The sequence below is a fragment of the Nocardioides sp. NPDC087217 genome, from assembly GCF_044744805.1.
Taxonomy (GTDB): domain Bacteria; phylum Actinomycetota; class Actinomycetes; order Propionibacteriales; family Nocardioidaceae; genus Nocardioides.
In genome coordinates this window covers 225,512-245,834 of sequence record NZ_JBIUZB010000006.1, presented here as the reverse complement: position 1 = coordinate 245,834, position 20,323 = coordinate 225,512, and the positions used below count along the sequence as shown (strand labels likewise).

Sequence of the window (20,323 nt, the reverse complement as noted above, 5' to 3'; positions counted from 1 at the left end):
TATGCGCCCCCCCCCCCCCGGCCCGGCCTGCGGGGGGGGGGGGGCCCCCTCCCCCCCCCCCGGGGCCCCCGGGGCTCGGGGGGGGGGCCTCGGCCGCCCCCCCCCCCCCCCCCACAACTGCATTCTCGGCGTCCCGCGTCTGCGGGAAATGGCGAACGCCCTCCCAGAAGTCCGGGAAGGCGTTCGAGGAGATCTTAGCCAGATTCAGTCGAGATAGTCGCGCAGAACCTGCGATCGGGACGGGTGTCGCAGCTTCGACATCGTCTTGGACTCGATCTGGCGGATGCGCTCGCGGGTGACCCCGTAGACCTTGCCGATCTCGTCTAAAGTCTTCGGCTGACCGTCGGTCAGGCCGAAGCGCATGCTCACGACGCCGGCCTCACGCTCGGAGAGCGTGTCGAGCACCGCGTGCAGCTGCTCCTGGAGGAGCGTGAAGGAGACCGCGTCGGCCGGGACGATCGCCTCGGAGTCCTCGATCAGGTCGCCGAACTCGGAGTCGCCGTCCTCACCCAGCGGGGTGTGGAGCGAGATCGGCTCACGGCCGTACTTCTGGACCTCGATGACCTTCTCCGGGGTCATGTCGAGCTCCTTGGCCAGCTCCTCCGGGGTGGGCTCGCGGCCCAGGTCCTGGAGCATCTGGCGCTGGACGCGGGCGAGCTTGTTGATGACCTCGACCATGTGCACCGGGATACGGATGGTGCGGGCCTGGTCGGCCATGGCGCGGGTGATCGCCTGACGGATCCACCAGGTGGCGTACGTCGAGAACTTGTAGCCCTTGGTGTAGTCGAACTTCTCGACCGCACGGATCAGACCCAGGTTGCCCTCCTGGATCAGGTCCAGGAAGAGCATGCCGCGGCCTGTGTAGCGCTTGGCCAGCGAGACGACGAGACGGAGGTTGGCCTCGAGGAGGTGGTTCTTGGCGCGCTTGCCGTCCTCGGCGATCCACTCGAGCTCGTCGAGGATCTTCGGGGTGATCTTGCCGCCCTTGCCGAGCTTCTCCTCCGCGAAGAGGCCGGCCTCGATCCGCTTGGCGAGCTCGACCTCCATCTCGGCGTTGAGCAGCGGGACCTTGCCGATCTGCTTGAGGTAGTCCTTGACCGGGTCGGCGGTCGCGCCGGCGACCATGACGGTCTGCTCGGGCTCGTCGGTGTCGTCGGAGGTGGAGACGACGAAGCTCTGCTTCGAGGCCTCCTTCTCGTCTTCCTTGATCGTGGGATCGGCGGCGACATCCTTCTCGAACTGCTCGTCGGGGATGTCGGGCAGGATCTTCTTGCCGTCGGGACCGAGCTGGACGACCGGGGTCTCGTCGTCGGTGTCGGTGTCGGTGTCGTCGACCTCGATGTCGTCGACATCGACCTCGACGTCCTCGAGGACGATCTCCTCGCCGTCCTCGTCGATCTCGGTCGTCTTCTTCGGCTCGGGCTCATCGGCCTTCTTCGCCGCGACCTCGGTAGCCGGCTTCGCGGGCGCAGCCGCCGCCTTCTTGGCGGCGGCCTTCTTCGCCGGCGCCTTGGCCGTGGTCGTCTTGCGGGTCGAGGTAGTCGCCGCCGCGGCACGGCCGGTGACGGCGGTGCCGAGGTCCACCGAGATGCCGAGCGTGCTCAGGTGACCGAGCAGTGCCTTGAGGTGCCTGGGCTCGACCGCGGCATCCTCGCTGGCCTGGCGGACCTGGTCGGGACTGACCCGTCCGGTTGGCTTGGCCTGGTCGATCAGCGCCTTCACGGCAGGGTGGGCGAGTACCTCAGCGGGTATCTTGCGCGCGTTCGAGGACACGAACACCTCTCCGTCGAACTTGGTCGAGACTTATCAAAAACTGAGTTTGGGCGCGGCAGGGCCCGGGGTCGTCAAGAGCCGCAGATTCATTCTGCCACGATGGTGGTGAACATTCCCCATCCGGGGCATCATGTCCCCCAGCAACTCATCCGGCTGCTTTGGCTGCGGCTTTCTTCTGCTGTTTGTAGTCACGTACCTTCTGCAACGACGCAACGTCGACGACGTCAGCCACAGAACGGTAACCATCGAGCGCGTAGTCACCGACGGCCTCCTGCCAGCCATCGGGTCGCACCCCCAGCTGCTTGGCCAGCAGGGAGACGAAGATCTGCGCCTTCTGCTTCCCGAAGCCCGGGAGCGCCTGGACCCGCTTGAGCAGGTCCTTGCCGCTGGTGGCCTCGGTCCACAGCCGGGTGACGTCGCCGCCGTACTCGTTGGTGACGATGGTCGCGATCCCCTGCACCTTCCCCGACATCGAGCCGGGGAACCGGTGGATCGCGGGCGGCGTCGAGGCGATCGTCTTGAACTCCTCGGGGTCCATCTCGGCGATCTTGGCGGGATCCAGATGGCCGAGGCGGGTCACGAGCTTGTGACCTCCCTTGAACGCATCCTCCATCCGATACTGCTGATCCAGGGCCATACCCAGCAGCAGCGCGAACGGATCCTCGGAGAGCAGCTTGTCGGCGGCCTCGTCGCCGGTGATGTGGAGAGAAGGCATAAGGGACATCCTGCCTCATCCAGGAAAGCAACACGCGGTCGAAGCCGAGACGTCACGCCGCGCCTGAGGTCTGGGCCCTGTGGAAAGACGGTCGCGGGATTCCGGCGTCCGTTGCACGCTAGGCCCATGGCCACCATGCCCAGTCTGTCCGAGACGTCCATCGAAGGACTGCACGAGCCGCTCTCGCCAGTGCTCGAGAAGCGGTTGCGACGTGCTGTGCTCGACCACACCGCCACCGAGCACCGGCGCTCGTTCCTGGCGCTCGTCCACCTCGGCATCCCGGGCGGCAAGGAGGTCGCTCACGCGCATCGCGAGGACGAGCCCACCGACCACTGGCTGCGCACCGACATCATCCACAGCATGCGCCGCCGGGTCGGCGTGCCGGATCCGATCGTGTGGCTGACTCGGGCCGGCGACCTGGGGATCGAGGACGTCGACCTCCGCTGGCTCGCCGCCGCCCGGGCTGCGTTCCGGGAGATCGGGGCACCCCTGACGTACGTCGTGGTGACCCGCAACGCGTGGGTCGACCCTCGCTCGGGGCTCAGTCGCCGGTGGAAGCGACTGCGCTACCGCAACGACTAGGCCGGATGCTCCGACCGCACCTCCTCCCAGGCCGTCGGCGGAACGGCACCCTCGAGCATCTGCGCGACGAGCACCCCGAGACCGTGGTGACGCTCGCTCGCGAAGCACCTGTCGAGCGCACACCAGGCGAGCGCGCCGTCACCGCCCAGCCAGGCGGCGAAGGCCAGCACGGCGGCCGGGTGGGCGACATGGTCGTCGGGGCTGCGGCGTACGACATCGGTCCACAGACGCACGTGGGCCCTGGCCTCCTCCCGGGTCATCCCGCCCCAGGCGGCGTCACGCCGCTGCGGGTCGCGCAGCGCGAGCAGCAGGGAGGCGATCTGGGCGGCCGACAGCACCGTCCCGGCGATCGCATCGTCGACCAGTCGGCCGACCTCGTAGATCTTCATCGACGTCGCCTGCTCCAGTGCCGCCTCGGTCTCGGCGACGGCCTCGGGCACCGCGGCGATCGAGGCGGCCAACTCGGTGCGCGAGCGGCGCACCAGATGTCCGTCGTAGACCGCCTGGGCGCGGAACGGGTGCGCCCCGACATCGAAGGGCACGCCGTCCTCGGAAACGCCGTGGAACCCGAGCGGGTCGAACCACCGGCCGTCCTGCACCCGCAGGCACCCGATCAGGTCGATGTCGCACTCGGCGAGCCGCTCGGCGAGACGGCGGGCGATCTTCACCCCGAAGCGCGGGCCACTGTCGTAGAGGACTAGCAGGACACCACGCACCTGGTGGCGGACGGCGGGCAGGAGCAGGCTGTCCAGGCAGCCCTCGACCTCGTCCGGCGGAGGTAGGTCGATCCTGCCGTGGACCTGATGCTCACCGCCGAAGGTCAGCATGACGATCGACTTCTCGGGCTGGAAGCCGAGCAGGACAGGGACTGCCGCCAGGACGTCCTCGGGACGGGCGATGGAGAGTTTCGTGGTCATGCGGACCACACTCCCCGCGACCCACCGACAGTTTCGGCGCCAATATCCGTGCCTGTGGACAACTGCCTCCCCAACCTCGCCTGTGGATGGTCAGCGGCCCGGGCCAGACTGTCCCCGCTGCCAGATAGGTTGCCACCATGAGAGCGCAGGCGTCGGTGATGCACCTCGACCTCGACGCGTTCTTCGCCTCGGTCGAGCAGCGCGACAAGCCGTCCCTGCGCGGCAAGCCGGTGGTCGTTGGCGGCATCGGCGGACGCGGCGTGGTCAGCACCGCCTCCTACGAGGCCAGGACCTTCGGCGTCCGCTCGGCGATGTCGACCCGCGAGGCCCGCGCGCTCTGCGGGCACGCCGCCTTCCTCTACCCGCGCTTCCATGCCTATAAGAAGGTCAGCGAGCAGGTCTTCGGGATCCTGCGCGACCTCTCGCCGCTGGTCGAGCCGCTCTCGCTCGACGAGGCCTTCGTCGACCTCGCCGCCGCCGACCTCCCCGACCTCGAGGTCGACACCGTCACCGCGACCGCCTCGAGGATCCGCGAGGAGGTCGCTGAGGTCACCGGCGGGCTGAGTGCCAGCGTCGGTCTGGCCAGCTCGAAGTTCATCGCGAAGATCGCCAGCGACCTCGACAAGCCCGACGGCCTGGTCGTGGTGGCGCCCGGCACCGAGCTCGACCTGCTCCGCCCGATGAACGTCAAGGTGATCCCCGGCGTCGGTCCTGCCACCGCCGAGCGCCTGCGCCGCGCGGGCATCCACACGGTCGCCGATCTGGAGCAGGTCAGCGTCGAGGAGCTCGTACGCCTGGTGGGCAAGTCCCACGGCACCAACCTCTACAAGCTGGCCAGGGCCCAGGACGACCGCCGCGTCGAGCCCGAGCGCGAGACCAAGTCGGTCAGCGTGGAGGGCACCTACGACACCGACCTGACCGACCGGCCGCTCATGGAGCAGATCCTCACCCGGCAGGCCGGCGAGGTCGCCTCCCGGCTGAAGAAGAACGGGCTCTCGGGCCGCACGATCACGATCAAGGTCCGGCTCTACGACTTCACCACGATCAACCGCTCCGCGACCCTGCCGGCCCCCACCGACCAGGCCGGCACCATCGCCCGCCTGGCCAGGACCCTGCTCGGCGAGCTCTTCACCGCCGGCGAGACGGCCGGGGGCGTACGCCTCCTCGGTGTCGGCGTCTCCGGACTCGCCGACTGGATCCAGGAGGACCTCTTCGGCGACGACACCGACGAGGACGCCGAGCCCGACCTCCCTCTGCCCGAACCCGTGCGGAGGCCGACTTGGGCGGCCGGGATGGACGTCGTTCACGCCGAGATGGGCCGCGGCTGGGTCTGGGGCTCGGGACGCGGCGTCGTGACCGTGCGCTTCGAGACCGCCGAGACTCCCGCCGGTCCGGTGCGGTCGTACGCCGTCGACGACCCCGACCTGCAGCCGTTCAGCGAGTCCTGACGCCGGCTCTCCTGACGACCACTCCCCCGGCTCGATCTCGCCGTCGCGGCGAGCGGGTGCAGTATCGCGCCAGACGACCACGGTGTGCGATAGCGCGACGCGATGCGACCGGCGCGTCGGTGCCGTGCTCGGGGCTTCGAGGGTCGCGGGGATAGGGTCTCGTTCATGTCTGCCGACCTCTCCTCGACCCCCTGGCCGATCGCCCCCAAGAAGCCCTCGTCCAAGCAGTTCCACGGCCTGACCCGGACCGATGACTACGAGTGGCTCCGGGAGAAGGAGAACCCCGAGGTCATCGCCTACATCGAGGCCGAGAACGCCTACACCAAGGAGCAGACCGACCACCTCGCCGACCTGCGCACCCAGATCTTCGAGGAGATCAAGGCGCGCACGCTCGAGACCGATCTGAGCGTCCCGACGCGGTCGCGCGGCTACTGGTACTACGGCCGCAGCTTCGAGGGGAAGCAGTACGGCGCGAGCTGCCGGGTGAAGGTCGCCGACGAAGACGACTGGACTCCCCCGACCCCGGCCGACGTGACCCACGACCAGCCCGCCCTCCCAGGTGAGGAGGTGCTGCTCGACCTCGACGCCCTCGCCGAGGGCCACGACTTCTTCAGCCTCGGCGGGTCCTCCGTCAGCCCGTCGACCACCCTCCTCGCCTACGCGAGCGACGTGACCGGCGACGAGCGCTACACCGTGCGCGTCAAGGACCTCACCACCGGCGAGCTGCTGACCGACGAGCTCACCAACGTCCACGGCGGCGCCACCTGGGACCGTGACTCCGCCAACCTCTATTACACGACCGCCGACGAGTCCTGGCGCGCCGACAAGATCTGGTGCCACCGCCTCGGCACCAGCCAGGACGAGGACGAGCTGGTCTTCCACGAGACCGACGACCGGTTCTGGGTCGGCGTGGGACGGACCAAGTCCGACCGGTTCATGTTCATCGGCACCGCCGCGAAGATCACCGCCGAATACCGCTTCCTCGACCTCGACGACCCCGACGCCGGCTGGCAGGTCTTCGCCGCCCGCGAGGAGGGCGTCGAATACTCCATCGAGCACGCCACCATCGCCGGCGAGGACGTCTTCCTGGTCACCCACAACGCCTCCGGCCCGGACTTCGAGATCGCCACCGCGCCGATCGCCCCGACCCCGCGGACCGAGTGGCAGCCGCTCGTCCCGCACACCCAGGGCGTACGCCTGGAGGACGTCGACGCCTTCGCCGGCCACCTGGTCGTGCACCAGCGCAGCGAGGGCCTGACCCAGCTCCGCATCCTGGAGCTCGGTGAGAACGGTGTCGCCGACGACTACCTGGTGAAGTTCGACGACGAGCTCTACACGATCGGCTCCGGCTCCAACCCCACCTTCGCGTCCCCGGTCGTGCGGCTCGGCTACACCACGATGCGCACCCCGGCCTCGGTCTACGACTACGACGTACGCAGCCGCGAACTGACCCTGCTCAAGCAGGCCCCGGTGCTCGGTGGCTACGACCGCGACGACTACGAGGAGCACCGCCTCTGGGCGACAGCCGAGGACGGCGTACGGGTGCCGATCTCGATCGTGGCGAAGAAGGGGCTCCACGAGACCGGGCCGATCCCGGTGCTGCTCTACGCCTACGGCTCCTACGAGGCCAGCATGGACCCCTACTTCTCCATCGCCCGGCTGAGCCTGCTGGACCGCGGGATCGGGTTCGCGATCGCCCACATCCGCGGCGGCGGCGAGATGGGCCGCGCCTGGTACGACGGCGGGAAGATGCTCAAGAAGCAGAACACCTTCTCCGACTACATCGCCTGCGCGCGCCACCTCGCTGAGTCGGGCTGGTCGACGCCCAGCCAGATCATCGCCGAAGGCGGCAGCGCCGGCGGACTGCTGATGGGTGCGGTCGCCAACCAGGCACCCGACGCCGTGGGCGCGATCGTGGCCGCCGTGCCTTTCGTGGACGCGCTGACCACGATGCTCGACGCGACGCTCCCGCTGACCGTCACCGAGTACGACGAGTGGGGCAACCCGGAGGCCGACAAGGAGACGTACGACTACATGTCCTCCTACGACCCCTACACGAACGTCACCCGGCAGCACTACCCGCCGATCCTGGCCGAGACCAGCATCAACGACACCCGGGTGCTCTACGTCGAGCCCGCGAAATGGGTCGCCAAGCTGCGCGCGACGGCAGAGAATCCTGGTGACGTACTGCTGAAGACGGAGATGGCGGCCGGACACGGAGGAGTCTCGGGGCGCTACAAGGCGTGGGAGGACCGAGCGTTCAGCCTTGCCTGGATGATCGACCAGGTGACCTCTTCGTAGGGCATATCTGTGGGGATCTCGGGGTACTCCATGAGAAACCCCTGAGATTCACCTCGCGATGCAACTTATCGCCCGCCGCGTACGTCGAACCGGACAAGAGATCGAAGACGGATTCGATGACAGGCGCTCTACCAGGGAACACCTGGGAGGGGCGAAGCGTTGAAACCACCGTGAGGCCACAAACCTCACCGTGAGGAGGTTCCCATGGCGACACGCACCGCCACTGCCACCCGAGAGATCGAGGGCCGTGACAGCGTCGGGCTGTATCTCGACGAGATCGCCCGCAACGAGCTCCTGGATGCTGCCAAAGAGGTTGAGCTGTCCAAGGCGATCGAGGCCGGCCTGATGGCCGAGCATCTGCTGGCCGAGGGCCGCGTCGGCCGCAAGAAAGCACCCGGTGGAGCCACCCGAGCCGAGCTGGAGTGGCTGGCCGAGGAAGGCCACCGCGCCACCCGTCAGTTCATCAACGCCAACCTGCGACTGGTGGTGTCCATCGCGCGCAAGTACGGCCGTGCGCAGATGCCGATGCTCGACCTGATCCAGGAAGGAAATACCGGCCTGATCCGGGCCGTTGAGAAGTTCGACTACACCAAGGGCTACAAGTTCTCGACGTACGCGACGTGGTGGGTGCGTCAGGCGATCACCCGCGGCATCGCGCAGCAGGCGCGTGTGGTCCGACTCCCGGTCCATGTCGTCGAAGAGCTCAACCAGGTAGGCGGCGCCCGCCGCACCCTGGAGCGTCAGCTCGGCCGTGACCCGGAGCCGGAGGAGATCGCCGCCGAGCTCGGAATGGACATCGATCGCGTCCTCGACCTGCTCTCCTGGGGTCGTGACCACGTCTCGCTCGACACGCCGATCGACGAGGACGGCGACACCTCGCTGGGTGACCTGATGGCTCAGGAGTCCTCACCGTCGCCCGACATGGACGTCATCGACGTCGAGTCGCGCGAGCGGCTCAACTCGCTGGTCGGCCAGCTCGACGAGCGTTCCGCCGACATCGTCCGCTCCCGCTACGGGCTCACGGACGGCCGTCAGCACAAGCTCGCCGACATCGGCGTCAAGCACGGCATCTCCGCCGAGCGCGTACGCCAGCTCGAGCGCGAGGCCCTGCAGAAGCTGCGCCGCTTCGCAGACCCTGACCTAGCGGCCTGATCCCAACCACAGATTCGGCGCTCTTCCTGGAGGGGCGCCGAATCTGTGGTTTTGGCGTGCCGAGAAGGTAGTTCTGGGCGACGAAACTAGAGTTTCGTCGCCCAAAGGTGCCGATTCGGTCTCCGTAACTGCGGTTTCGACCGCCACAACTGCAGTTTCGGGCCGTCAGTAGCCGCCGGGCGGCGGAGCCATCTCCAGACGTACGCCGATCAGGCGGATCGGGCGGTCCTTCTCGACCCGCTCCAGGAGCGCCTCTGCCTCGTCGGCGAGACGGTCGGGGTCGAGGGTGGGCTCGGGGAGCTTGTGGCCGCGAGTGACGGTGAAGAACGGCTTGAGGCGCACCTTGATCTCGACCCTGGTCACCGGGCGACCCTCCTTCACCACGTCCGCGAGGCACTCGCCGCACAGGCGGCGGGTCGCGGCGACGATGTCGGGCCACTCGACGAGGTCCTGCTGGAAGGTCTCCTCGTGCCCGTGGCCGCGCGCGACCCACGGCGAGGGGTCCACCGGGCTGGAGTCGGCGCCACGGCCCAGGCGGCGCAGCCAGGGGCCGGTCGTGGGGCCGATCTCGGCGGCCAGACGCTCCGCCGAGGCCGCACCCAGGTCGGCGACCGTCTCGATCCCGAGCCCGGCGAGCCGCTTCGCGGTCTTCGCCCCGATCCCCCACAGCGCGTCGGTCGGACGGTGACCCATCTCGGCGTCCCAGGTCTCGTGGGTGATCCGGTAGACGCCGGTCCCCCGCAGCTGCCCGCCCGGCCCGGGCTCGTGACCGCCCGCACCGGCCTCACGCGCGAGGGCACCGTCGACCCGCTGCTTGGCGAACCCCGTGGCGAGCTTCGCCTGCAGCTTGTTGTCGCCGACACCGACGCCGCTGCGCAGCCGGGTGCGTTCGAGCACGAGATCGCGTACGTCCTGGGCGAAGGCCGCCGGATCACCGAGGTCGCCGTGGTCGTGCCCGGGCCCGAGGAACGCCTCGTCCCAGCCGAGGACCTCGACCAGGACAGGTACGCCGCCCCACTCCAGCGATCGCAGCGTGTCCATGACACCCGCGGAGGCCTCGTCGTAGGCCACGTGGTCAACCGGAAGCAGCACGGCGTCGGGACACTTCCGCACCGCCAGCCGCAGCGGCATCCCCGAGCCCACCCCGTGCGCCCGAGCCTCGTAGGAGGCCGTCGAGACCACGGCCCGCTCGGTCGGGTCCCCGCGCCCACCGACGATCACCGGTTGACCGGCCAGCTCGGGCCGGCGTAGCACCTCCACCGCCGCGATGAACTGGTCCAGGTCGACGTGCAGCACCACCGTCATGCCGACGCCTCCGTGTAGGAGGGCCAAGAATACGGAGGCGTCGGCATGAGGCTTATGGTCGCTCGCTGACGCTCGCTCATGCGTCGATGGTGCCACGAACAGCCGCAGCGAGGAGTCAGCCTTGCGAGGCGGCCTCGGAGAGAGCCGCGGAGGCACGCTCCGCCTGCTGGCGTACGTCACCGGGAACCGGCACCGCACCGGCGGTGCGCTGCTGCCACAGCTGCATGGCGACGACCTTCGCGGCGGCGTCCTCGACGAGCGAGCGGTCGAGGCGACCGGAGCGCAGCGCCTTGACGACGCTGCGGTGGGCGGCCTTGGAGTTGGCCGGCATCAGCAGGAGGTCGGCGCCGGCCTCGAGGGCGGCCACCGAGGGCTTCTTGGTGGTGGTCGTGACCGCGCCCATGCCCAAGGAGTCGGTGACGGCGATGCCGTCGAAGCCGAGGTCCTCGCGGAGCAGGTCGTAGATGGGAGCCGCCATGCTGGCCGGCTTCCCCGGAGCCACGGCCTTGACGTCGACGTGGCTGATCATGACGGCCGGTGCGCCAGCATCCACAGCGGCGTCGAACGGCACCAGGTCGCGGCGCTTGAGCTTCTTCTTCCCGAAGTCGAGCTCCTGGAGCCCGAGGTGGGTGTCACCGGTGACGGCGCCGTGGCCCGGGAAGTGCTTGGTGGTGGAGACCAGACCGGCGGCGTTGTAGCCCTGCACGGCCGCGGAGACCGCTGTCGCGGCGATCTTCGGGTCCTCGCTCGGGGAACGCGAGCCGATCGTCGGATCGGCCGCGCCGACGGTCACATCGGCGACCGGCGCGAACGCCCAGGTGAAGCCCAGGTCGCGCAGCTCGAGCGCCGTCGTCCGCGCCGCCTCGGTCGTCACCGTGACTCCCTTGCCCGGCTTCGCTTCGATGGCATCCCCGGTGCGCGCGAACTCGGGGAACTCGGTGGCCACGCCGCGCAGGTGGGAGACGACGCCACCCTCCTGGTCGACGCCGATCACCGCGGGGAACGAGCGGCCATCGGCCGCCACCGCACGGGAGACCGCGGCGGTCGTCTCGCGCACCTGGGCCTCGTCGACGACGTTCTCGCCGGTCACGCTGACGCCGGCGAGGTGGAGCTTGCGCACCATCTTGGCGGCCTTGGCCGGGTCGGTGCCGTGGTAGCGGCCGACGATCACCTGTCCGGCGAGCTGCTCCTCGTCCCAGCCCGACACCAGCTCGCGGGCGGTCGCCAGCTCTCCGCGCGTGGGACCCCAGGCCAGCGGCGTGGTGTCCTTGGTCGGGTCGGTCCTCGTGGTGGCATTGGCCGGCCTGTTCGGCTCGTCCTCGACCCTCGTCGGCATGCCGACGGTCACCGCTGCCGCGCCCGCACCGGCCGCGAGGGCCAGCACGGCACCCGCGATCACCGGTCGCATCCAACGCCTCGGCCGACGCCGCTGATCCTCTGAATCGGTGTGCTTGCCCCCAGTCACGCGGCCGAGTATGTCAGCAACCCCCGCCCATCTCACGAACCGGCGAGTGCGTCGTAGATCTCCTGCACCCGCTTCCGCAGGTCGTCGAGGGTGCCGGTGTTGTCGATGACGTACGTCGCCGCGGCGAGCCGATCCTCGCGACTGGCCTGCGCGGCGATCCGGGCCCGGGCGTCGATCTCGGTCATCCCGCGCGCGATCGCCCGCTCGACCTGGGTCTCGACCGGTACGTCGACGACGATCACCTCGTCGAAGAAGGGGGCGTAGCCGACCTCGACCAGCAGCGGGATGTCGTTGACGACCAGCTTCCCGGCCGCCCGACCGGCCTCCTCGAGCTCTGCGGAGCGCGCCCCGACCAACGGGTGCACGATCGCGTTGAGCCGCTCACGGGCACCCTGGTCGGCGAAGACGATCTCCCCCACCTTGGCCCGGTCGAGCGCACCGGACTCGGTCAGCACCGACGGCCCGAACTCCGCCACGACCTGGGCGAGCCCCGGTGTGCCCGGCTCGACGACCTCCCGGGCGATCTTGTCCGAGTCCACGATCACCGCCCCGAACCCGGCCAGCAGCTCCGACACCGTGCTCTTCCCCGAGGCGATCCCGCCGGTGAGTCCTACGCGCATGGCCCCAACCTAATGGGACCGCTGTCGGCGCCTCACGCCGCCTAGGCCGGCATGGCCGAGTCGAGGCTGTCGCTGCAGGCGAACCGGCGCCGGTAGGCCTGCGGGGAGAGCCCTCGCACGCGCGTGAAGTGGTGGCGCAGCGCCGCGGCGTTGCCGAAGCCGACCTCGCCCGCGATCCACTCCACCGACCGGTCGGTACGCTCCAGCAGCTCCTCGGCCCGACGCACCCGCTGGGCGGTGATCCAGGCATAGGGCGTCGCCCCGGTCTCGGCGCGGAACCTGCGGGCGAACGTACGCGGCGACATCAGCACCTGCCGGGCCAGCGAGTCCACGTCGAGCTCCTCGTGGAGATGGGCCGTGATCCAGGCCAGCAGCGGGCCCAGGGTCTCCGCGTCGGGCTCGGGCACGGGGTGGGAGATGAACTGCGCCTGTCCCCCGTCGCGCTGCGGCGGGACGACCATGCGCCGGGCCACGGCGGAGGCGACCGCGGCACCGTACTCCTGGCGCCAGATGTGCAGCGCGGCGTCGAGCACGGAGGCGGTGCCGGCGCTGGTGACGATCTGGCCGGTGTCGACGTAGAGGACCTCGGGGACGACCCTCGACTCCGGGAACCTGCGCTGCAGCTCGGTGGCGTACTTCCAGTGGGTGGTGCACTCGATCCCGTCGAGGAGGCCCGCCTCGCCCAGGGCGAAGGCGCCTGAGCAGGCGGTGAGGAACCGGGCGCCCCGCGCGTGCGCACGCAGCAGCGCCCGCCTGACCTCGTCGGGCAGGGTGCCGCTGGGACCACCGAAGGCGGGGATCGCGATCAGGTCTGCCTCCTCGAGTCGCTCCAGACCGTGGGGCGCCTCGAACGCGAAGCCGAGGTTGGTGCGGACCATGCCCGCCGTCGGCGCACACACGCCGAAGTCGAGGAAGGGCACCCCGTCGTCGCGCCGGTCGATGGCGAAGGCCTCACAGACCGCACCGAACTCGAAGGGGGCGACACCGTCCCAGATCACCGCAGCGACGTTCCTAAGCACCTCAGAAGGGTGCCAGTTGGCAGGAAATCGCGCAACTTAGGCATTTCTGCCAATGTGGCAGGAATACCTGGTAGCGAAGAATTACTGCCATGAACACAGCACTCATCGTCCTCATCGCCCTGCTCGCCGTCGCCGCGTACGCCACGTTCGCCTCCGTCCGCAGCGACCGCCCCAAGACCGCGCCCCGGTCGCACGCCACCGACCCGGCCTTCGAGCCGCAGAGCAGCCTGCCAGGCATCAGGTGGCCCTAAAACCCCGAATGCCCGGCCCCACAGGGGCCGGGCATTCGTGCGTTTTCAGAGCATCAGCTCAAGCGTTCACTGACCGCCGGTCAGCTTCTCGCGGAGAGCCTGCAGCGCCTCGTCGGAGGCGAGGGAGCCGCCCTCGTCCTCGGAGACGGTCTCGTCGACCGAGCCACCCGAGGAGTAGGAGGTGGCCTCGCCGGCCTCGGCAGCCTTCTCGGCGGCCTCCTGCTGCTGCTTGATGTGGGCCTCCCAGCGAGCGTGAGCCTGAGCGTACTGCTCCTCCCACTTCGCGCGCTGGTCGTCGTAGCCCTCGAGCCACTCGCCCGTCTCCGGGTCGAAGCCCTCGGGGTAGATGTAGTTGCCCTGGTCGTCGTAGGTCGCCGGCATGCCGTAGAGCGTCGGGTCGAACTCCTCGACGTCGGTCGAGGTGACCGTCTCGTTGGCCTGCTTGAGCGAGAGCGAGATGCGACGACGCTCGAGGTCGATGTCGATGATCTTGACCATGACGTCGTCGTTGACCTGGACGACCTGCTCGGGGATCTCCACGTGGCGCTCGGCCAGCTCGGAGATGTGCACCAGGCCCTCGATGCCCTCCTCGACACGGACGAACGAACCGAACGGCACCAGCTTGGTGACCTTACCCGGGACGATCTGGCCGATCTGGTGGGTGCGGGCGAAGTGCTGCCACGGGTCCTCCTGGGTCGCCTTCAGCGACAGGGAGACACGCTCGCGGTCCATGTCCACGTCGAGAACCTCGACGGTGACCTCGTCACCGACGGTGACGACCTCGGACGGGTGGTCGATGTGCTTCCAGGACAGCTCCGAGACGTGGACGAGACCGTCGACGCCGCCGAGGTCCACGAACGCACCGAAGTTGACGATCGAGGAGACGACACCCTTGCGGATCTGACCCTTCTGGAGCTGGGTCAGGAAGCCGTGGCGAACCTCGGACTGGGTCTGCTCGAGCCAGGCACGGCGCGACAGGACCACGTTGTTGCGGTTCTTGTCGAGCTCGATGATCTTGGCCTCGAGGGTCTGACCCACGTACGGCTGCAGGTCGCGGACGCGACGCATCTCGACGAGGGAGGCCGGGAGGAAGCCACGCAGGCCGATGTCCAGGATGAGACCACCCTTGACGACCTCGATGACCGCGCCCTCGACGACGCCGTCCTCCTCCTTGACCTGCTCGATCGTGCCCCAGGCGCGCTCGTACTGCGCGCGCTTCTTGGACAGGATCAGGCGGCCTTCCTTGTCCTCCTTCTGGAGCACCAGGGCCTCGACCTTGTCGCCGACCTCGACAACCTCGGACGGGTCGACGTCGTGCTTGATCGAGAGCTCGCGCGACGGGATGACACCTTCGGTCTTGTAACCGATGTCGAGCAGGACCTCGTCCCGGTCGACCTTGACGATGACACCGTCCACGATGTCGCCGTCGTTGAAGTACTTGATGGTCTCGTCGATCGCGGCGAGGAAGTCCTCTTCCGACCCGATGTCGTTGATCGCGACCTGAGGCGCGTCGTAGTCGGGAAGAGGAATGTTGAGCGTGCTCGTCATAAGGGAGGTGGTTTCCTTGGGTGGACAGATATCGTCGGGTCACACACGGCTCAAGTCTCGGGTCGGCCACCCCTGCCGGCACCAGCACAAACAGGCTTCGTCGCCCGGCGTGAACCGGCGGTCGAGGTAGCAAGCCAAGGTCCACTAGGTCTGGGACCCGGGCAGACTTCAGACGCAGTTTCTTAGCCTACGCTCCAGTCACAGGCTCCGTCCAACTGTCGACGTCACCGCGCTGGGCATACCCTGTAGGCGTGGACCAAGCCATCAGCCCGGTCGTTCGACCGGAGGCGCCCATCGATCCCTTCGGCGCGATCGAAACCATCGGAACGACCGGCCCAGTGGTCAGAGCCGAGCGGCGTACGGTCGGGGAAGCCGAGTCGCGCCGCGCGAACGGCCCCGACTGGGACCGCTACGCCGACGAGTACCAAGCCACGCACGGACCGTTCCTCGGTGAGGCCGGGTTCGTCTGGGGTCCGGAGGGCCTGACCGAGGCCGATCTCGGCATCCTCGGCGACATCAGCGGCAAGGACGTGCTCGAGCTCGGCTCCGGCGCCTGTCAGTGCTCCCGGTGGGTGAACACCCAGGGCGGGCGCGCGATCGGCCTGGACCTCTCGGGCCGCCAGCTCCAGCACTCCCGGCGCCTCGACGAGCAGACCGGCGTGGTCGTCCCTGCCGTGCAGGCCACCGCGACCGACCTGCCCTTCGCGCACGACGCCTTCGACGTGGTCTTCTGCTCCTTCGGTGCGCTGCAGTTCGTCAGCGACATCGCCCACGCGCTCGCGGAGACCTCCCGGGTCCTGCGGCCCGGCGGCCGCTTCGCGTTCTCGATCACCCACCCGACGCGGTGGATGTTCCCCGACGACCCCGGCGCCGAGGGCCTGATCGCGGCGCAGTCCTACTGGGACCGCACCCCCTACGTCGAGGTCGACGACGAGACCGGCAAGGTGTCGTACGTCGAGCACCACCGCACGCTCGGCGACTGGGTCTCGTTGCTGGCCGGCGCCGGGTTCCGGATCACCGACCTCGTCGAGCCCGAGTGGCCCGAGGACCACGAGCGGGTCTGGGGCGGCTGGTCGCGCACCCGCGGTCTGCTGACCCCCGGGACCGCGATCTTCGGTGCCAATCTGGCGGGCTAGACCCGCTCACAAAAGCCGAGCGCGGGCCCGGGAGCTGGCAGCTCCCGGGCCCGCGAACGTCGACTCTGGTGTGTGCTGAGCCTCAGGCGTCGACCAGGGTGCGGTCGTCCGCGGCGGCGTGGGCGCCACCGTTGGGCTTGCGACCGCGCAGCGCCAGCCACAGGCCGATCAGCAGGAAGATCAGGCCGGCGACGACGCCGCCGACGGGGATCCAGGTGCCGATCAGGTTGAGCTGGGCGATGTTGTCCTTGGCGTCCTCGGCGTTGTTGGAGACGGTCTCGTCGGAGTAGCTCATGTCGGCGTCGATCAGCACCATGCCGGTGCTGGTGACCATCTTCTGGGTCGCGCTCTGGTCGATGTAGGAGCCGGTGGTCGGCTCGACGAAGATCGTCTGGGTCGCCTCGTAGGTGCCCCGGATGTCGTCCTCGGTGTCCTTCACCCCGTCCTCTCCCGCCGAGAGCGACGCGTCGTCCTCGGAGGCGGAGACCTCGAACTGGTAGGTCTTGACGCCCTCGACGTCGACGTCGTCGACGTAGGTGGCGATGACGGTCGTGCCGAGCGTGTCGTCCCAGTACTCGTAGTCGTGGCGCTCGGTCTCGAACGGGAACTTGCCGGCCAGGCCGGTCATGCCGTCGACGGCTCGGTCCTCACCGACGTACTTGGCCTGGTCCTCGACGACCTCGGAGCTCTTGCGGTCCATGGCGTAGGCGCGTTCGGTCGTGGTCACCACGCGGTCGTCGTCCTCGGCGCGGGCGCACGGAGGCGTGTCGCCCTCCTGGATCATGATGCAGCCGGCCTCGACGAAGACGACGACGTCGTCGGTCGACTCCTTCGGCGCCGCCTCGGTGGTCCGGGTGTACTTCACCGGAACTGGGGTATCCGACTTGGCCAGCGCGCCGCTGGCGGTGCCGTCCAGGACCGTCGTGGTGTTGACGTTGAGCGGCACGGTCGCCGCGGCGTCCCGGCCCCAGAAGCCCGCTACCGCGGCAGCGACCAGCGCGAACGCGCCGACCAGCAAGAAGATGTAACCAATCACTCTTCGCATGTTTTTGCCCCTCCCAAGGCCTCAGTTCCCCCCTCGATCCGCGAACCGTAGCAGCAATACCCGGTCCGGTGTGCAACGGGTCACAAACCGCTGTGCGACACTTCCTCTTCGTGTCCTCCCCCCACTCCACCACCACCGCTGCCGGGCACACCGGCGGGCCTACTGACGCGCCCGCTGCCGACGGCCTGCTCGCGACTCCCCGGAATGTCGTGGCGACCGCGCTCGCCCTGATCGTGGCCCAGCTCGCCTTTCGCGCCTGGGCGCTGAGCGGCTCGTGGTACCGCTTCGACGACGCCAACTTCATGTCGAAGCTGATGTCCGACGGCCTCTCGGCCGACCTGCTCTTCCACGGGTTCGCCGGGCACCTGATGCCGGGAGCGTTCGCGCTGACGGCCTACAACTTCGGCCTCGACCCCTACGCCTGGGCCTATCCCGCCGTCGAGCTCCTCGTCCTGCAGGCGATCGCGAACCTGGGCGCGCTGGTCTTCCTCTGCTCCGCGTTCGGGAAGCGGCGCGGCATCCTGCCGCCCCTGGCGCTGTTCCTGTTCAGCTCGATCAGCCTGCCCGCGTTCCTGTCCTGGGGTCCTGGGATCACCCAGCTGCCGTTCCTCGCCGCGATCTTCTGGGGGTCCTGGGCACACCTCAACTACCTGCGTACGCGGCGGTTCCGCTGGGCCCTGCTGACGATCCTCATCACCCTGGCCGCCATCGCCTTCGGCGAGAAGGCGATGCTGCTGTTCTGGCCGTACGCCGTGCTGGCGCTGGGCTGGTTTGCGACCGGCGACATCCTGACCCGGCTGCGGACGATCCTGGGCCGCTACCTGCCCGGTGTGCTCCTCTACGGGTTCGTCTCGATCGGCTCCGTGATCGCCTACCTCACCCTGGGCGCGGGATCGTCGAAGGCGTCGGGCAGCTCCGACGCCAACGGGTTCGCGCTGGTCGCGCAGCGGTTCCTGCTGGAGTCGTGGGCGCCCGGCGCGGTCGGTGGGCCGCTGCGGTGGAAGTGGATCGAGGGCAACTCCGCCGGCTGGGCCGAGCCCGGCGCGGTGGTCTCGGTGCTCGCCGTCGGCGTGCTGGCGCTGCTGACCTTCGAGCTCGCCCGCACGCGCTCGATCGCGCTGCGGGCCTGGTGGCTGGTCGGCGGCATCCTCGTCATCGACATCGCCCTGATCACCGCCATCCGGGCCGGCGGGGTCGGCGCCGACATCGCGCTCGCCTACCGCTACCTCACCGACACGATCGCGGTGACGGCGATGGCGCTCGCGCTGGCCACGCTGCCGTTGCGCGGGGCGGTGGAGACGCTCACCCCGACGCGTACGTCACCCTTCCTGGACAACCCACGACGGGTCGCGGTGGCGACCGCGGTCGTCGCCGCGCTGGGGCTCTTCTCGTCCTACTCCTACGTCCAGGGCTGGCACGACGACGACAACACCCGTCGCTACATCGACACCGTCCGCGCCGACCTGGCCGAGGTCGAGGTCGAGGAGCCGCTGCCGATGGCGGACGGGCCGGTGCCCGAGTGGATGGTCTGGGGCGCGTCGTACCCCTACAACCAGGTGAGCCGCGTGCTCCGGCCGCTGTCGGACAAGATGGCGTTCCCCCGGGCCAGCACCGACAATCTCTACCTGGTCGACAAGGATGGCCACATCCGGCCGGCGCTGGTCGAGCCCGAGCGACGCTCGGTCGGCGCCGTCGACCCGACACCGAGTCTCGACAAGTGCAAGCTGCGGGTGCGGCAGACGCCGCTCGAGGTGGGCCTGGACGGTGGCGTCGACGGCGCCGGGTGGTGGATCCGGGTCGCCTACGTGGCGGCTGCCAAGGACGCGGGCCGGATGCGGGTGACCGCAGGCGACCACTCCTACGACGTGGACGTCGAGCCCGGGTTCCGCAGCCTCTACCTGCGTACCGGCGAGGGACGCTTCGACACCATCGGCCTCCAGAGCCTGACTCCGGGATCGAAGCCCTGCCTGGGTGGCATCGAGGTCGGGAGCGTGGTGCCGTTCGGTGACCCGATCTCAGGGGCTGAGGACGAGGGCTGATGATGGACCGCCGATTCCTCACGCTCGACGCGCTGCGCGCCGTCGGCGCGCTGATGGTCGTGCTGACCCACGTCGGGTTCCACACGGGCCGCTACCCGCAGGGCTGGACCGGGGCGATGCTCGCCCACTTCGACCTCGGCGTCGCGCTCTTCTTCGTGGTCTCCGGGTTCCTGCTGGCCAGGCCGTGGTTCGCGGCCAGCGCCGCCGGAGCGCCGCCGCCGAGCACCGGACGCTACCTGTGGAAGCGCGCGCTGCGGATCCTCCCGCTCTACTGGGTCGTCGTGGCGGTCTGCCTGATCGCCGCGCCGGCGAACTCCGACGTCGGCGTCGGCGGCTGGATCGCCAACCTGACCCTGACCCAGATCTACACCCAGGACACGCACGCCTACGGCCTGGCGCACATGTGGAGCCTGTGCACCGAGGTCGCCTTCTACCTCGCGCTGCCGCTGGTGGTGCGGCTGCTGACGCCGCGAGACCGCCTGGACGTACGCCGTGTGCTGGTCGTCTGCCTGCTGCTCTCGATCGGCGGCGTGGCCTTCGCCGCCGGCGCCCGGACCTGGTTCGACCAGCCGTTCGCTGCCGAGTGGCTGCCGGCGTACCTGCCGTGGTTCCTGGCCGGCACCGCGCTCGCGGCCTGCTCGGTCGACCCGGGCATGCGCGTGCGGCTGGACGCCGCCGCGCGCGACCTGACCGGATGGTGGCTGCTGGCCCTGGGACTCTTCGTCGCGGCCTGCACGCCCATCACCGGCCCGATCGGCCTGGTGGATGCGCCGACGCCGGCCGAGTCCGCGCTCAAGTGCGTGCTCTACGGCGCGGTCGCGGTGTGCGTCATCTTCCCGCTGGTCTTCGGGCCCGAGCTCGAGGGCCCGGTACGCCGCTGGCTGGCCGGTCCGGTGCCCAGCGCGCTGGGCGAGATCTCCTACGGCATCTTCTCGATCCACATGTTCGTGCTGCTGATGGGCATGGAGCTGCTCGGGTTCGGCACCTTCAACGACCGCTTCTGGACC

16 protein-coding genes and 1 pseudogene are annotated in these 20,323 nt (G+C 69.3%); 8 read left to right on the top strand and 9 right to left on the bottom strand.

Features of this window, described 5'->3' with window-relative positions; all coding sequences use genetic code 11:
- Positions 1–204: 204 nt before the first annotated feature.
- Positions 205–1,779 (bottom strand): RNA polymerase sigma factor, encoded by a 1,575-nt coding sequence (locus ACIO3S_RS24015; RefSeq protein WP_160024251.1) that lies wholly within the window; start codon positions 1,777–1,779, stop codon positions 205–207.
- Positions 1,780–1,918: 139 nt separating this feature from the next.
- Positions 1,919–2,497, bottom strand: a complete 579-nt coding sequence (locus tag ACIO3S_RS24010; RefSeq protein ID WP_400468178.1) for an HhH-GPD-type base excision DNA repair protein — start codon at positions 2,495–2,497, stop codon at positions 1,919–1,921.
- A 117-nt stretch (positions 2,498–2,614) separates the two neighbouring features.
- On the opposite strand from ACIO3S_RS24010, the gene ACIO3S_RS24005 reads away from it, so the two are divergent.
- On the top strand, positions 2,615–3,070 hold the full coding sequence (locus ACIO3S_RS24005; RefSeq protein WP_400468177.1) for a hypothetical protein: 456 nt from the start codon (positions 2,615–2,617) through the stop codon (positions 3,068–3,070).
- Here the strand turns inward: ACIO3S_RS24005 and ACIO3S_RS24000 are convergent.
- A complete protein-coding gene (locus tag ACIO3S_RS24000; protein WP_400468175.1) occupies positions 3,067–3,987 on the bottom strand; it encodes a DUF4192 domain-containing protein in 921 nt (306 codons plus the stop codon). The genes ACIO3S_RS24005 and ACIO3S_RS24000 overlap by 4 nt on opposite strands.
- Positions 3,988–4,124: 137 nt before the next feature.
- Here ACIO3S_RS24000 and ACIO3S_RS23995 point away from each other — a divergent pair, with 137 nt between their 5' ends.
- From ACIO3S_RS23995 to ACIO3S_RS23985, 3 genes are all read left to right on the top strand, one after another.
- Entirely contained in the window at positions 4,125–5,435 is a 1,311-nt protein-coding gene (locus tag ACIO3S_RS23995) for a DNA polymerase IV (protein ID WP_400468174.1), read from the top strand.
- A gap of 165 nt (positions 5,436–5,600) precedes the next feature.
- Positions 5,601–7,736 (top strand): S9 family peptidase, encoded by a 2,136-nt coding sequence (locus tag ACIO3S_RS23990; protein ID WP_400468173.1) that lies wholly within the window; start codon positions 5,601–5,603, stop codon positions 7,734–7,736.
- Between the two features lie 204 nt (positions 7,737–7,940).
- Positions 7,941–8,888 (top strand): sigma-70 family RNA polymerase sigma factor, encoded by a 948-nt coding sequence (locus ACIO3S_RS23985; protein ID WP_160024257.1) that lies wholly within the window; start codon positions 7,941–7,943, stop codon positions 8,886–8,888.
- Positions 8,889–9,053: 165 nt separating this feature from the next.
- On the opposite strand, the gene ACIO3S_RS23980 is transcribed toward ACIO3S_RS23985, so the two are convergent.
- The 4 genes from ACIO3S_RS23980 to ACIO3S_RS23965 all read right to left on the bottom strand — a co-directional run bounded on the left by ACIO3S_RS23980 (position 9,054) and on the right by ACIO3S_RS23965 (position 13,297).
- Entirely contained in the window at positions 9,054–10,193 is a 1,140-nt protein-coding gene (locus ACIO3S_RS23980; RefSeq protein WP_400468171.1) for a DNA polymerase IV, read from the bottom strand.
- Positions 10,194–10,308: 115 nt separating this feature from the next.
- Positions 10,309–11,601: a glycoside hydrolase family 3 N-terminal domain-containing protein gene (locus tag ACIO3S_RS23975; RefSeq protein WP_400468170.1), complete on the bottom strand. Its 1,293-nt coding sequence runs from the start codon at positions 11,599–11,601 to the stop codon at positions 10,309–10,311.
- A gap of 89 nt (positions 11,602–11,690) precedes the next feature.
- Positions 11,691–12,278, bottom strand: a complete 588-nt coding sequence (gene coaE / locus ACIO3S_RS23970; protein WP_400468168.1) for a dephospho-CoA kinase — start codon at positions 12,276–12,278, stop codon at positions 11,691–11,693.
- A 41-nt stretch (positions 12,279–12,319) separates the two neighbouring features.
- A complete protein-coding gene (locus tag ACIO3S_RS23965) occupies positions 12,320–13,297 on the bottom strand; it encodes a helix-turn-helix domain-containing protein (protein ID WP_400468167.1) in 978 nt (325 codons plus the stop codon).
- Between the two features lie 89 nt (positions 13,298–13,386).
- Here ACIO3S_RS23965 and ACIO3S_RS23960 point away from each other — a divergent pair, with 89 nt between their 5' ends.
- Complete coding sequence (locus tag ACIO3S_RS23960) at positions 13,387–13,548, top strand: hypothetical protein (protein WP_400468166.1); 162 nt, start codon at positions 13,387–13,389, stop codon at positions 13,546–13,548.
- 66 nt (positions 13,549–13,614) lie between these two features.
- On the opposite strand, the gene rpsA is transcribed toward ACIO3S_RS23960, so the two are convergent.
- Complete coding sequence (gene rpsA / locus ACIO3S_RS23955; protein ID WP_400468165.1) at positions 13,615–15,096, bottom strand: 30S ribosomal protein S1; 1,482 nt, start codon at positions 15,094–15,096, stop codon at positions 13,615–13,617.
- Between the two features lie 251 nt (positions 15,097–15,347).
- On the opposite strand from rpsA, the gene ACIO3S_RS23950 reads away from it, so the two are divergent.
- Positions 15,348–16,232: a class I SAM-dependent methyltransferase gene (locus tag ACIO3S_RS23950; protein WP_400468164.1), complete on the top strand. Its 885-nt coding sequence runs from the start codon at positions 15,348–15,350 to the stop codon at positions 16,230–16,232.
- Positions 16,233–16,314: 82 nt separating this feature from the next.
- On the opposite strand, the gene ACIO3S_RS23945 is transcribed toward ACIO3S_RS23950, so the two are convergent.
- On the bottom strand, positions 16,315–17,277 hold the full coding sequence (locus tag ACIO3S_RS23945) for a DUF3068 domain-containing protein (protein WP_160024263.1): 963 nt from the start codon (positions 17,275–17,277) through the stop codon (positions 16,315–16,317).
- A 110-nt stretch (positions 17,278–17,387) separates the two neighbouring features.
- Here ACIO3S_RS23945 and ACIO3S_RS23940 point away from each other — a divergent pair, with 110 nt between their 5' ends.
- Both ACIO3S_RS23940 and ACIO3S_RS23935 read left to right on the top strand, forming a co-directional pair.
- Positions 17,388–19,316, top strand: coding sequence for a hypothetical protein (locus tag ACIO3S_RS23940; protein WP_400468162.1), 1,929 nt, complete (start codon positions 17,388–17,390; stop codon positions 19,314–19,316).
- Positions 19,316–20,317: pseudogene (locus ACIO3S_RS23935) on the top strand (acyltransferase family protein); the annotation flags it as partial. The gene ACIO3S_RS23940 and the pseudogene ACIO3S_RS23935, both read left to right, overlap by 1 nt.
- Between the last annotated feature and the right edge of the window lie 6 nt (positions 20,318–20,323).